The organism is Streptomyces sp. NPDC002055 (assembly GCF_040296705.1).
Classification (GTDB): Bacteria; Actinomycetota; Actinomycetes; order Streptomycetales; family Streptomycetaceae; genus Streptomyces.
The window spans coordinates 87867-100928 of sequence record NZ_JBEOXS010000018.1; the positions used below are offsets into that span (position 1 = coordinate 87867).

Here is a 13062-nt window from a genome sequence, read left to right on the forward strand (position 1 = left end):
AGTCGGGGCCGTGCGGCCGGGGACGATGAGGTGGGGTAGCGATGAACGCGCCGTACGACGGTGACCGCGGGCAGAGTCCGGCCGGTGACCCCGCGGCCCAGGTGCCGTCGGCGCCCCCCGGCCCGGACCCGTACGGGCAGGACGCGTACGCCCACGACCCGTACCGCGATCAGGCACCCTCCGCCCAGGACCCGGTGACCGAGGCGCTGTACGACCGTGCGGCGCACCCTCCGCCCCCGGGGACGCAGGCCGAGGCCCGTCCCTTCCACCAGCCTCAGCAGGCGCCGGACCCGCGGCTGTGGGGCCCTCCGCCCGCCCCCGAGCAGGGTGCGGCGGGCGGCCGGCTGCCCTACGCGCAGGACACGGCGACCACACAGCTGGGCGTGAACGGCCTGGCCGGCCGGGCGTCCGACGAGACCCGGCAGCAGAACGCGTTCGCCCACCTCTACCGGGACCAGCAGCAGCCGTACGACCAGCAGGCTGCGCCCAGCACCGCTCCGCCGCCTCCCGCCGAGCCCGTCGCGGACCCGGCTCCGGAGCCGCCGGCAGCCCCTGCGAAGCGCTCCGGCGGCCGCGCCTCGAGCATCCTGAAGTCGAGCGCCCTGATGGCGGCCGGCACGATCGTCTCCCGGATCACCGGCTTCCTGCGCACCCTGGTCATCGCCGCGGCGATCGGTGTGGGCACCCTCAACGACACGTACCAGGTCGCCAACACCCTGCCCACGATGATCTACATCCTGGTCGGGGGCGGCGCCCTCAACGCGGTGTTCATCCCGCAGCTGGTCCGTGCCATGAAGAACGACGACGACGGCGGCGACGCCTACGCGAACCGCCTGCTCACGCTCGTCATGGCGCTGATGGCCGGTGTCACCACCGTCTGTGTCCTGGGCGCCCCGCTCTTCATCCGCATGATGTCGCCGAAGATCGCCTCCGACCCCGAGCAGATGGAGGTGGCGGTCGCCTTCGCCCGGTACTGCCTCCCCACCATGTTCTTCATGGGCGTGCATGTGGTGCTCGGCCAGATCCTCAACGCCCGGGGCCGCTTCGGCGCCATGATGTGGACCCCGGTCCTCAACAACATCGTCGTCATCTCCACCTTCGGAGCCTTCATCTGGGCCTTCGGCGGCTTCACCGACACCCGGGTCAGCGCCGCCACCATCACCCCCGAAGGGGTCCGGCTGCTGGGCGTCGGCACCCTGCTGGGCCTCGTCGTCCAGGCCCTGGCGATGGTGCCGTACCTCCGTGAGGCCGGGTTCCGCATCCGTCCGCGCTTCGACTGGCGCGGCCACGGGCTCGGCAAGGCCGCGCGCCTCGCCAAGTGGACCTTCCTCTTCGTGCTGGCCAACCAGCTCGGCATGGTCGTCGTCACCCAGCTCGCCACCTGGGCGGGCTCGGTGGCGGAGGACCAGGGCTACACCGGCACCGGCATCACCGCGTACAACTACGCGCTGCTGCTGTGGCAGATGCCGCAGGCCATCATCACCGTCTCCGTGATGACCGCCGTGCTGCCCCGCATCTCCCGGGCCGCCCAGGACGGCGACGCGAGCGCCGTCCGGGACGACATCTCGTACGGGCTGCGCACTTCGGCCGTGGCGATCGTTCCGTGCGCCTTCGCCTTCCTGGCGCTGGGCGTGCCGCTGGCCACTCTGCTGTACGCCGGTTCCGGGGAATCCGGTGCCCGCAGCATCGGCTACGTCCTGATGGCCTTCGGCCTCGGCCTGATCCCCTATTCCGTGCAGTACGTCGTCCTGCGTGGCTTCTACGCCTACGAGGACACCCGGACCCCCTTCTACAACACGCTGATCGTCGCGGCCGTCAACGCCGCGGCATCGGGCCTCTCGTTCGTGCTGCTCCCCGCCCGCTGGGCCGTGGTCGGCATGGCCGCCTCCTACGGGCTCGCGTACGTCGTGGGGGTGGGTGTCGCCTGGCGACGGCTGCGCACCCGTCTGGGCGGTGATCTGGACGGCGCCCATGTGGTCCGCACCTACGCCCGGCTGATCGGAGCCAGCGTTCCCGCGGCTCTCCTGGGCGGAGCCGTGGCGTTCGCCGTCCTCGAACTCCTCGACAATGGCGTACTCGGCTCTCTCGCGGCCCTGCTCGGTGGTGGGATCGTGCTCATCGGCGTGTTCTACGGAGCGGCGAAGCGCATGCGGGTCGAGGAACTGACCGCCATGGTCGGAATGGTCCGCGGCCGACTCGGTCGCTGACGGAGCACAACCATCGTGCGCCACTGTGTGTCGTGCATAGCGGCGGACTGTGGGCACAATTGTCTTTGCTGTGGTGCGAAAGCGTGCAACGGATGGGGAGGCAGGAACGACGGTGGCGGAACGGAGCACGGCTGCCGTCGACGTGGCCGACAGCGGCGATGAGTCGCTGACCGCCCAGGCGGGCGAGGCCACGGCCGACGGGGTGGAGACCCAGGAGAAGGCCGGCGAGGACGCGGAGAACGCGACCACCGGCGCGGCGCAGAACACGAGCACGAGCTCTGTGCCGGACGTGGAGCCCCCGGAGCTGCACAGCGGCCACAAACTGGCCAGACGCTACCGCCTCGAGGAGTGCGTCACCCGACTGGACGGATTCAGCAGTTGGCGTGCCGTGGACGAGAAACTCCGGCGGGCCGTCGGCGTCCATCTGCTGCACGCCGACCACCCGCGGGCCCGTCCGGTCCTGGCCGCGGCCCGTTCCGCGGCACTCCTGCCCGACCCCCGCTTCGTCCAGGTCCTCGACGCCGTCGAGGAGGACGACCTGGTCTACGTGGTCCACGAGTGGCTTCCCGACGCTACCGAGCTCACCACGGTGTTCGCCTCCGGGCCGCTGGAGCCGCATGAGGCGCACCAGCTCGTCAGCCAGGTCTCCCAGGCGATGACGGCTGCCCACCGGGAAGGTCTGGCCCACCTGAGGCTCACGCCGAGCTCGGTCCTGCGCACCGAGTCCGGCCAGTACCGGATCCGTGGTCTGGCCGTGATGGCGGCGCTGCGCGGCATCAGCTCCCAGCAGCCCCAGCGGGTGGACACCGAGGCCATCGGTGCGCTCCTGTACGCCGCGCTGACCCAGCGCTGGCCGTACGAGGAGAACGCCTACGGTCTCTCCGGCCTGCCCAAGGGCGTGGGGCTGATCGCTCCGGACCAGGTCAGGGCAGGCGTGCACCGAGGCCTCGCGGAGCTCGCGATGCGCGCGCTGGCGAACAACGGCGCCACGCCGTCCCGCCAGGAGCAGCCCTGCACCACGCCGGAGGAGCTGTCGAAGGCCGTGGCCGCGCTGCCGCGCATCCGACCGCCGGAGCCGTCCTTCGCCACCCCCGCGTACCAGCCGGCGGGCTACCGCCGGAGCCAGTACGCCACCCCGCCCGGCCACCACGGGCCGGGGGTCCCGGCTCACGCCGTTCCGGCGCCTCCCCCGCCGCTCCAGACGCGCAGCGGCAAGATGCTGAAGTGGACCGTGGCCGCCCTGCTCATCGCAGCGCTGGGCCTCGGCAGTTGGCAGCTCGCCGACGTGTTGATCAATCGTTCGGACCGCACCGACGAATCCAACGGCACCCCCCAGCACACGGGGGGCGGTGGCTCCGGGAAGAAGAAAAAGGTCCCCGGAAAGCCGCTGGAGATCGCCAACAGGACCGAGTTCACGTCGGGGCGCCAACCCATGGTCCCCGCAAAGGTTCCCAATTCCGCGGACAAGGACCCGGGCACCGCCTGGACGACCAAGGCGTTCTACGGCTACCCCAACTTCGGGAACCTGCCGGAGTACCGGGACGGGAGCGGCATCGTCGTCGACCTCGGCAGCGCCAAGAAGGTCTCGGGCTTCGATGTGGACTTGTACCGCGGCGGGCAGACCGTGGAGGTTCTGGCCGCGGACGAAGCCGCGACATCGGCCTCCGCGCTCTCCGACTTCCCCGAGCGCCTCACCGAGCTGGAGAAGGCCGGGGCCAAGCTCAAGACCACGCTCGACAAGCCTGTCCGGACGCGATACGTACTGATCCACATCACCGAGCTGGCGCCGGACGACCAGCCCGACAAGTATCGCGGGGGCATCTCGGAGATCGAGATCACGGGCTGATCCGGCCGGCAGGACAGGTGAAGGGGAGGGGTTCCGAGGTGGACGACGACGCCATGTACGGCGCCGCGAGCGACCAGGAGCTCCTCACCGCCCACGTCGCGGGGGACCACGACGCCTTCGGGGAGATCGTCCGACGGCACCGGGACCGGCTGTGGGCGGTGGCCCTGCGGACCCTCGGTGACCGTGAGGAGGCCGCGGATGCCGTCCAGGACGCCCTGGTGTCCGCCTACCGGGCCGCCCACACTTTCCGCGGCCAGTCGGCCGTCACGACCTGGCTGCACCGCATCACCGTCAATGCCTGCCTCGACCGCGCCCGCAAGGCCGCCTCACGCCGCAGCTCCCCGGTCGCCGAGACCGAACGTCTGGAGCAGCTTCTCGAGCCCCACGAGTCCGCCGCCGCTCCCGTCGAGCGTGACGACCTGCACCGGGAGCTGCTGCAGGCACTGGGCACGCTGCCCCAGGAACAGCGGGCCGCGCTCGTCCTGGTGGACATGCAGGGCTACCCCGTCGCGGAGGCGGCCCGGATTCTCGACGTCCCGACCGGGACCGTGAAGAGCCGGTGCGCCCGTGGCCGCGCACGACTGCTGCCGCAGCTCACCCATCTGCGCCCCGGAGGCGGCGACGGCATGGACCCGGGGCAGGGACGGAACCGGACACGGCGGCCATCCGTCCCACAGGCGGCAGGACCGAGGGACACAGATGCCGTGAAGGGCGGAGGTGGGCGGGCGTGACATCCTCGACTGACACGGACCAGCACCCGGAAGTGGCGGAGATCTCCGCACTCGCCGAGGGGCTGCTCTCCCCGGACCGCACGGCGGACGTACGAGAGCACCTGGCGAGCTGCGAACTGTGCGCCGATGTCCGTACCTCACTGGACGAGATCCGGGAGCTTCTCGGCACCCTCCCGGGCCCTGCCCGGATGCCGGCCGACGTCGCGGGCCGCATCGACGCGGCACTCGCCGCGGAAGCACTCCTGGACGCCACCGCACCGGCGGCTGTTTCACGTGAAACCGGCGTATCCGTCTCCGCGTCGCCCTCTGTTTCACGTGAAACAGAGCCGGCTCGCAGCACGCGGACCGTGGACCGCCCCGAGGGCCGGCCGCGCGGCACGACGGGACCCGGTCGCGGCCGCCGTACACGGCGCTGGCGGACCGCCGTACTCGGCTCCGCCACGGCGCTGGCCGCACTCGGTCTCGGCGGCGTCGTGTTTCATGCCATCGGCTCCCCGGGCGGCACCACCGCGAAGCCCCCCGGTGCGACGGACTCTCCGGGCAACCGCACCGCGGCCGGGAGCTTCTCGGGCCAGAAGGTGGAGGCGCGGGTCGAGAGCCTGCTGGCCGCCGGCCCGAAGAAGAAGCCGTCCGAGGGCATGGGCGCGAAACAGGGCCCGAACCGGACCCTGCGGGGGAGTGCCGTCACCGTGCCGTCCTGTGTACGGGAGGGGATCGGACGCTCCGACGCACCCCTCGCCGCCACCGAGGGCACCTACCGGGGCACCGAGGCCTATCTCGTCGTCCTGCCCGACCCCTCGGACACGGCGCGGGTCGATGCCTACGTCGTCGACTCCTCCTGTGCCGGGAGGGCCCCGCAGGGGCCGGGCGAGGTCTTGCTCACACGCAGCGTCCGACGCGGCTGATGACCCGCGTGCGGCGTGCCACTCCGGGAATGCTCGCCCCGTAGGATCCGTTGGGTGGGATGAGAGTCCCCACGGACCGAAGAGCAGTCGGCAGAGACGAGGAAGACACCCGTGAGCGACGTCCGTAACGTGATCATCATCGGCTCCGGGCCGGCCGGTTACACCGCGGCGCTGTACACCGCGCGCGCCTCCTTGAAGCCTCTGGTCTTCGAGGGCTCCGTGACCGCCGGTGGTGCGCTGATGAACACCACCGAGGTGGAGAACTTCCCCGGCTTCCGCGACGGCATCATGGGTCCGGACCTGATGGACAACATGCGCGCCCAGGCCGAGCGCTTCGGGGCGGAGCTGATCCCCGACGACATCGTCTCCGCGGACCTGACCGGCGAGGTCAAGACCGTCACGGACTCGGCGGGTACCGTGCACCGCGCCAAGGCAGTGATCGTCTCCACCGGGTCCCAGCACCGCAAGCTGGGGCTGCCGCGCGAGGACGAGCTGTCCGGCCGCGGTGTCTCCTGGTGCGCCACCTGTGACGGGTTCTTCTTCAAGGACCAGGACATCGCCGTGGTGGGCGGTGGCGACACCGCGATGGAAGAGGCGACCTTCCTCTCCCGCTTCGCCAAGTCGGTGACCATCATCCACCGCCGTGACGCCCTCCGCGCCTCCAAGGCCATGCAGGAGCGGGCGTTCGCGGACCCGAAGATCTCCTTCGCCTGGCACAGCGAGGTCTCCGAGATCCACGGTGACCCCAAGCTCACCGGGCTGACGCTGCGGAACACCAAGACCGGCGAGCTGTCCGAACTTCCGGTGACCGGACTCTTCATCGCCGTGGGCCACGACCCGCGCACCGAACTGTTCAAGGGTCAGCTCGACCTGGACTCCGAGGGATACCTCAAGGTCGACGCGCCCTCGACCCACACCAACGTCTCCGGCGTCTTCGCTGCGGGTGACGTGGTGGACCACACGTACCGCCAGGCCATCACGGCCGCCGGGACCGGGTGCTCCGCCGCCCTCGACGCCGAGCGGTTCCTCGCCGCGCTCAGCGACTCCCAGCCCGCTGAGCCGGAGAAGGCCGCAGCAGCTCTCTGAGACCTCTCTTCCCCTCGCACCAACGATTTAGGAGACCGCCATGGCCGGCGACCTCAAGCACGTGACCGATGCCAGCTTCGACGAGGATGTCCTGAAGAGCGACAAGCCCGTCCTCGTGGACTTCTGGGCTGCCTGGTGCGGCCCGTGCCGCCAGATTGCCCCCTCACTGGAGGCCATTGCCGCCGAGCACGGCGACAAGATCGAGATCGTCAAGCTCAACATCGACGAGAACCCGGGCACGGCGGCCAAGTACGGCGTCATGTCCATCCCGACGCTCAACGTCTACCAGGGCGGCGAGGTCCGGAAGACCATCGTCGGTGCCAAGCCGAAGGCCGCGCTCCTGCGCGACCTCGAGGACTTCATCGGCTGACGCTCCGCCGTTTCACGTGAAACAGGCCCGCCCCTTCCGGGGCGGGCCTGTTTCACGTTCTCTCACAACGGACGGAGGGCGGGTTCCTTCTGGACCGCCCCCAGCAGCCGGTCCAGGGCCAGTTCGACGTCCTCTTTCCAGGAGAGGGTGGTCCGGAGCTCCAGCCGCAGACGCGGGAAGCGGTGGTGCGGCCGTACCGTCTTGAACCCCACCGCGAGCAGATGGTCGGCCGGGAGCACACACGCCGACTCCTGCCACCGGGCGTCCCCGAACGCCTCGATCGCCTTGAAGCCCCGGCGGAGAAGGTCCTTGGCCACGGTCTGCACCATGACCCGCCCGAGCCCCTGGCCCTGGTACCCGGGAATGATCCAGCCGGTCATGAGCTGCACGGCGTCCGGTGACACCGGGCTGGTGGGGAACGCCGTGGAGCGCGGCACATAGGCAGGGGGCGCGTAGAGCACGAAGCCGACCGGGACCTCGTCCACATAGATCACCCGGCCACAGGACCCCCACTCCAGCAGCACGGCGGAGATCCAGGCCTCCTTCTCCAGTTCCGGCCTGCCGGCCTTTACCGCGGCTTCTCCGCTGACCGGGTCGAGCTCCCAGAAGACACAGGAGCGGCAACGCTTGGGAAGATCCGGGAGGTTGTCCAGTGTGAGCGGTACGAGCCGACGCCCCATGCAGCCTGTTCCTCGCTTCCGTAGCCCGCCGCCCCTCGGGCGGCTGCCAGCGCTTCGCGCTCCCTGATGAGGCTGCCGACGAAGCCGCCGACTGCTCCCAGGCTCAATCCTGCTGCGATCAATCCGGTGCGGCTCACCGTTCGCATGGCCCTTCCTCTCAAAGAGGTCTCTCCACGTGGATGCGCCATACCCGACCACATCGTATCCAGGTGGAGATTGCACCGATACCGCAGAAATGCAAAGGGCGGTCCGTGTCGTCCTGCTGGAACTCCGGGTGATCCCGACGTCCCAGCAGGCACACGTCCCGCCCTGGGTTTGCGGAGAGGAAGCTGTTCAGTCCTCGCTGTCCGCGGCCTCCTCCGAGAGCTTCTGCTCCAGCACCCGGCCCTCACCGGGGGCCAGCGTCCCGAGAATCCGCTCCAAGTCGTCCATCGAAGCGAACTCGACGACGATCTTGCCCTTCTTCTGCCCCAGGTCCACCTTCACCCGGGTCTCGAAGCGATCGGACAGCCGGGAGGCGAGGTCCGTGAGCGCCGGCGACACCCGGGCTCCGGCCCGCGGCCCCTTGGGCTTCGGCCCGCTGCTCGGCCGGGAGCCCATCAAGGTGACGATCTCCTCGACGGCCCGTACGGAGAGCCCCTCGGCCACGATCCGATGGGCCAGCCGGTCCTGCTCCTCGGAGTCCTCGACCGAGAGCAGCGCACGGGCATGTCCGGCCGACAGCACTCCCGCGGCGACCCGTCGCTGGACCGACGGGGAGAGCTTGAGCAGCCGCAGCGTATTGGAGACCTGGGGACGCGACCGGCCGATGCGGTCGGCGAGCTGGTCATGGGTGCAGCTGAAGTCCTTCAGCAGCTGGTCGTAGGCGGCAGCCTCCTCCAGCGGGTTCAGCTGCGCCCGGTGGAGGTTCTCCAGCAGCGCATCGAGCAGAAGCTTCTCGTCATCGGTGGCCCGGACGATCGCGGGGATCCGCTCCAGCCCTGCCTCACGGCAGGCGCGCCAGCGGCGCTCCCCCATGATGAGCTCATAGCGCTCCGGCGCCAACTGCCGGACCACCACCGGCTGGAGGAGCCCGACCTCCTGGATCGAGGTGACCAGTTCCGCGAGAGCGTCCTCGTCGAAGACCTCACGGGGCTGCCGGGGGTTGGGCGTGATCGTGTCCAGCACCAGTTCGGCGAAGTGAGCTCCGCTCGGCTGCTCCTCCGGAGCAGCCGCCGTCGCGGCCTCGTCCGGGGAACCGGCTGCCGTTTCACGTGAAACGGCAGAAGGCAGGGTGGCCACCTTGGCAGCCGCCACCCCCCGCTCGGTGGTGAGCACCGGGACCGCCGACGGGGAGGTCGCCCCTGGGCCCACGGTCGGCCCGGCGTTGTCCGCCCCCTGCGGAGCCGCGGGAATCAGAGCACCGAGCCCACGGCCCAGTCCCCTACGACGATCACTCACTGCATGCCCTCCGACATCGTGTGCTGGTCCTGCTGGGCGCCCTGGCCGACAGCGTGCGCACGCTGCGGCTCGTAGTGCACGCCCACACCCCGGAGTGCGATCTCCCGGGCAGCCTCCAGGTAGGAGAGCGAACCACTGGAACCGGGATCGTAGGTCAGCACCGTCTGCCCATAGCTCGGGGCCTCCGAGATCCGCACGGACCGCGGGATACTCGTCCGCAGCACCTCACCCCCGAAGTGACTGCGGACCTCGTCCGCCACCTGGGAGGCGAGCCGCGTCCTGCCGTCGTACATCGTCAGGAGGATCGTGGACACATGCAACTGAGGGTTGAGGTGACCCCGCACCAGGTCCACGTTGCGCAGCAACTGCCCGAGTCCTTCCAGCGCGTAGTACTCGCACTGGATCGGGATCAGCACCTCGGCGCCAGCCACCAGGGCGTTCACCGTGAGGAGTCCGAGCGACGGCGGGCAGTCGATCAGGACGTAGTCCAAAGGCTGCTCGTACGACTGGATCGCACGCTGCAGCCGGCTCTCCCGCGCCACCAGGGAGACGAGCTCGATCTCCGCGCCGGCGAGGTCGATGGTGGCCGGAGCGCAGAACAGTCCCTCGACGTCCGGAACCGGCTGCACGACGTCGGAGAGCGGCTTGCTCTCCACCAGCACGTCATAGATCGACGGAACCTCGGCATGGTGGTCGATACCGAGAGCCGTCGAGGCGTTGCCCTGAGGGTCGAGGTCGATCACCAGGACCCGGGCACCGTGCAGCGCGAGGGACGCGGCGAGATTGACCGTGGTCGTGGTCTTCCCGACCCCGCCCTTCTGGTTGGCCACGACCATCACCCGCGTCTGCTCGGGGCGTGGCAGCCCCTCACCGGCGCGGCCGATCGCTTCCACCGCCAGCTGGGCGGCACGGCCGATGGGGGTGTCGTCCATGGGAGCTGGCGTTTCACGTGAAACGTCTTCCCCCACCGATTCGGTGCGGGGGCCGGGGACCGGATCGGTCATCGGTCCCGCGATGTTGGCGTCGGACCGCAAGGATTCACTCTCCTCGACTACAGGCTCGCAATGAACAGAGCCTGCCATGCTTTCGGGGTCGTGAACCAGCGAGGCCCGTCCTCCTGTGGATGAATCCACAGAGATAGCGGCTCTACGGTCGCGCGGCGAGGCAGCCGCACGGCCACGGCTGATGATTCCATGCAACAGGGAGCGACGTTTCACGTGAAACACCTTGCATGGGCACACGCCTTACCGGGTCACGACACTCCGATTTGTGTAGTTTTGGCAGCTTGTATGGAGCATTGGGGCTACGACCGGCGACGCCTCGCCCGTCCCGTCCGGGCCGCCTTGGCTCGCTTGGCCGCGAAGCGCACACCACCGGGGCTCTCCCCGACCTCGGCGCGCACCACCGTGGAAGGCGGGTTCACCAAGCCTTCCCCGACGTGCAGCACCGATGTCTTCACCACTCCGAGCTTGCTCAGCGCGGCACGGGCGCCCTTCAGCTCCTCCTCGGCCGTGTCGCCCTTGAGCGCGAGCATCTCTCCGTAGGGGCGCAGCAGCGGGACACCCCAGCCGGCCAGCCGGTCGAGCGGGGCGACGGCGCGCGCTGTGACCACATGCACCGGCGGCAGCTTTCCCAGCACTTCCTCCGCACGGCCCCGCACCACGGTCACATGGTCCAGGCCCAGCAGCTCCACCACTTCCTGCAGGAAGGTGGTGCGCCGCAGCAGCGGCTCCAGCAGGGTGATCCGCAGATCCGGGCGGACCAGGGCCAGCGGGATGCCGGGCAACCCGGCCCCCGAGCCCACATCGCACACCGTGACCCCCTCGGGAACGGCCTCGGACAGCACCGCGCAGTTGAGCAGATGCCGCTCCCACAGCCGCGGGACCTCACGGGGGCCGATGAGCCCGCGTCGGACACCCGCGTCGGCGAGCAGCTCGGCATAGCGCACCGCTTCCGGAAGGCGCTCACCGAATACCGCCCTTGCCTCCTGCGGGGCCGGTGGGAGCTCCGTTTCCTCCATCACGGGGACCGTCCTTCCGTACACGCTGTGCATGCTGATGTTCAGGCTGACAAAAGACGGCCCCGCCTGCGGAACAGGCGGGGCCAGGAGTACTCGGGGACCGGTCGGTCAGGCCGGGAGCACCACGACGCAGCGCTGGGGCTCCTCGCCCTCCGATTCGCTGCGCAGCCCCGCTGCCGCCACCGCGTCGTGGACCACCTTGCGCTCGAAGGGCGTCATCGGCTTCAGCTTCACCGGCTCACCGCTGCCCTTCGCCTCCTCGGCGGCCTTGGCGCCCAGCTCCGCGAGCTCCTCACGCTTCCGGGCCCGGAATCCGGAGATGTCCAGCATCAGGCGGCTGCGGTCGCCGGTCTCGCGGTGCACCGCGAGCCGGGTCAGCTCCTGGAGTGCCTCCAGCACCTCTCCATCGCGGCCCACCAGCTTCTGCAGGTCGCGGCTGGTCGAGTCGCTGATGATCGAGACTGCGGCCCGGTCGGCCTCGACATCCATGTCGATGTCCCCGTCGAGATCCGCGATGTCGAGCAGCCCCTCGAGGTAGTCGGCCGCGATCTCCCCTTCCTGCTCCAGACGGGTCAGGGTGTCGCCGCCCTCGGCGGCGTCGGTCGCCTCCACCGAGGGCGAGGGGCTGGTCGTGCCTTCCGTCACCGGACGGTCTCCTTACTTCTTGGACGGGTGCTTGGGCCGCTGCTGGCCCTTGCGCTGCCCGGACTTCGCATTACGGGAGGTGCCACCGGCAGGCTTCGGGCCGCCGGCGTCCTGCGACTGCTCCTTCTTCTGGAGCGACGGCTTGTCGGCCGACGAAGCGGAGTCCGCGTCCGTCCCCTTGCCCGCCTGCGGCGTCGCACCAGCGGTGTGCCGCTTCGCCTTGCTCTGGCGCTTCGGCTGCTGCCGCGTGGCCCGAGCGGTTTCGGCAGCCTTCTTGGCCTCGACCTCGGCGGGGTCCTCCTTGAGCTTGCCCTTCGCCCGCAGCCGCTCCTGGCGCTCCTTGAACGCGACGCTGCCGGGAGTCGGGTTCCGGCGGATGACGAACATCTGCTGGCCCATGGTCCACACGTTGGTGGTCAGCCAGTAGACGAGGACACCGACCGGGAAGTTGATGCCGAAGACGGCGAACATGATGGGGAAGACGTACATCAGCATCTTCTGCTGCTGCATGAACGGCGTCTTCACCGTCATGTCGACGTTCTTCGTCATCAGCTGGCGCTGGGTGTAGAACTGCGACGCCGACATCAGCACGATCATGATGACCGTGACGACCCGCACATCGACCAGCGTGGCGCCCAGGGACTCGATCTTGTCCGTGCTGTCCAGGAACTTGGAGGCGATGGGAGCGCCGAAGATCTTCGCGCTCCGGGCGCTGTCGACGAGGCCCTGGCCCATGACGCCGACGGGCTTGTCGTTGGCGATGTGGTTCAGGACCTGGTACAGCGAGATGAAGAAGGGCGACTGCGCCAGAATCGGGAGACAGCTCGAGAGCGGGTTGGTGCCCGACTCCTTGTAGAGCTTCATCATCTCTTCGGACTGGCGCTGTTTGTCGTTCTTGTAGCGCTCCTGGATCGCCTTCATCTTCGGCTGGAGCACCTGCATGTTCCGCGTCGCCTTGATCTGCTTCACGAAGAGCGGGATCAGGCAGATGCGGATCAGCACCACCAGGGAGACGATGGACAGACCCCAGGCCATCCCACTGTCCTTGTCGAAGACAAGGCTGTACAGCGAGTGGAACTGGACGATGATCCAGGAAACTGCGGTATAGAGAGGACCGAGGATCGTGTCCACG

12 protein-coding genes are annotated in these 13062 nt (G+C 69.5%); 6 read left to right on the top strand and 6 right to left on the bottom strand.

Annotated elements, in window-relative coordinates; genetic code table 11:
- The first annotated feature begins 41 nt into the window (after positions 1 to 41).
- The 6 genes from murJ to trxA all read left to right on the top strand — a co-directional run bounded on the left by murJ (position 42) and on the right by trxA (position 7145).
- Entirely contained in the window at positions 42 to 2207 is a 2166-nt protein-coding gene (gene murJ, locus ABT112_RS13915) for a murein biosynthesis integral membrane protein MurJ (RefSeq protein ID WP_351509067.1), read from the top strand.
- A 112-nt stretch (positions 2208 to 2319) separates the two neighbouring features.
- Positions 2320 to 4053 carry a protein kinase family protein gene (locus ABT112_RS13920; RefSeq protein WP_351509069.1) on the top strand — a complete coding sequence of 578 codons (1734 nt, stop codon included), beginning with the start codon at positions 2320 to 2322 and terminating at the stop codon, positions 4051 to 4053.
- A gap of 53 nt (positions 4054 to 4106) precedes the next feature.
- Entirely contained in the window at positions 4107 to 4784 is a 678-nt protein-coding gene (sigM, locus tag ABT112_RS13925) for an RNA polymerase sigma factor SigM (protein WP_351509153.1), read from the top strand.
- A complete protein-coding gene (locus ABT112_RS13930) occupies positions 4781 to 5689 on the top strand; it encodes an anti-sigma factor family protein (protein ID WP_351509070.1) in 909 nt (302 codons plus the stop codon). Before sigM ends, ABT112_RS13930 begins: the two co-directional genes overlap by 4 nt.
- Before the next feature lie 111 nt (positions 5690 to 5800).
- Complete coding sequence (gene trxB / locus ABT112_RS13935; protein WP_351509072.1) at positions 5801 to 6775, top strand: thioredoxin-disulfide reductase; 975 nt, start codon at positions 5801 to 5803, stop codon at positions 6773 to 6775.
- Positions 6776 to 6815: 40 nt separating this feature from the next.
- A complete protein-coding gene (trxA, locus tag ABT112_RS13940; protein WP_351509074.1) occupies positions 6816 to 7145 on the top strand; it encodes a thioredoxin in 330 nt (109 codons plus the stop codon).
- A gap of 62 nt (positions 7146 to 7207) precedes the next feature.
- On the opposite strand, the gene ABT112_RS13945 is transcribed toward trxA, so the two are convergent.
- From ABT112_RS13945 to yidC, 6 genes are all read right to left on the bottom strand, one after another.
- Positions 7208 to 7825 (bottom strand): GNAT family N-acetyltransferase, encoded by a 618-nt coding sequence (locus ABT112_RS13945; RefSeq protein WP_351509076.1) that lies wholly within the window; start codon positions 7823 to 7825, stop codon positions 7208 to 7210.
- Between the two features lie 333 nt (positions 7826 to 8158).
- The gene (locus ABT112_RS13950; protein WP_351509078.1) at positions 8159 to 9265 is read right to left on the bottom strand and encodes a ParB/RepB/Spo0J family partition protein; all 1107 of its coding nucleotides are present in this window, start codon (positions 9263 to 9265) and stop codon (positions 8159 to 8161) included.
- Complete coding sequence (locus ABT112_RS13955) at positions 9262 to 10347, bottom strand: AAA family ATPase (protein ID WP_351509080.1); 1086 nt, start codon at positions 10345 to 10347, stop codon at positions 9262 to 9264. The genes ABT112_RS13950 and ABT112_RS13955 overlap by 4 nt, the downstream gene beginning before the upstream one ends.
- 221 nt (positions 10348 to 10568) lie before the next feature.
- A complete protein-coding gene (rsmG, locus tag ABT112_RS13960; RefSeq protein WP_351509082.1) occupies positions 10569 to 11288 on the bottom strand; it encodes a 16S rRNA (guanine(527)-N(7))-methyltransferase RsmG in 720 nt (239 codons plus the stop codon).
- 105 nt (positions 11289 to 11393) lie between these two features.
- Entirely contained in the window at positions 11394 to 11930 is a 537-nt protein-coding gene (locus ABT112_RS13965; protein WP_351509084.1) for a Jag family protein, read from the bottom strand.
- A gap of 12 nt (positions 11931 to 11942) precedes the next feature.
- Positions 11943 to 13061 (bottom strand): membrane protein insertase YidC, encoded by a 1119-nt coding sequence (gene yidC, locus ABT112_RS13970; protein ID WP_351509086.1) that lies wholly within the window; start codon positions 13059 to 13061, stop codon positions 11943 to 11945.
- Between the last annotated feature and the right edge of the window lies 1 nt (position 13062).

What these genes read in the sequence shown, in the direction of transcription:
- murJ (WP_351509067.1), top strand. Translation starts at nt 42, where the DNA reads ATGAACGCGCCGTACGACGGTGACCGCGGGCAGAGTCCGGCCGGTGAC.
- sigM (WP_351509153.1), top strand. Translation starts at nt 4,107, where the DNA reads ATGTACGGCGCCGCGAGCGACCAGGAGCTCCTCACCGCCCACGTCGCG.
- trxA (WP_351509074.1), top strand. Translation starts at nt 6,816, where the DNA reads ATGGCCGGCGACCTCAAGCACGTGACCGATGCCAGCTTCGACGAGGAT.
- ABT112_RS13945 (WP_351509076.1), bottom strand. Translation starts at nt 7,825, where the DNA reads ATGGGGCGTCGGCTCGTACCGCTCACACTGGACAACCTCCCGGATCTT.
- ABT112_RS13955 (WP_351509080.1), bottom strand. Translation starts at nt 10,347, where the DNA reads ATGGCAGGCTCTGTTCATTGCGAGCCTGTAGTCGAGGAGAGTGAATCC.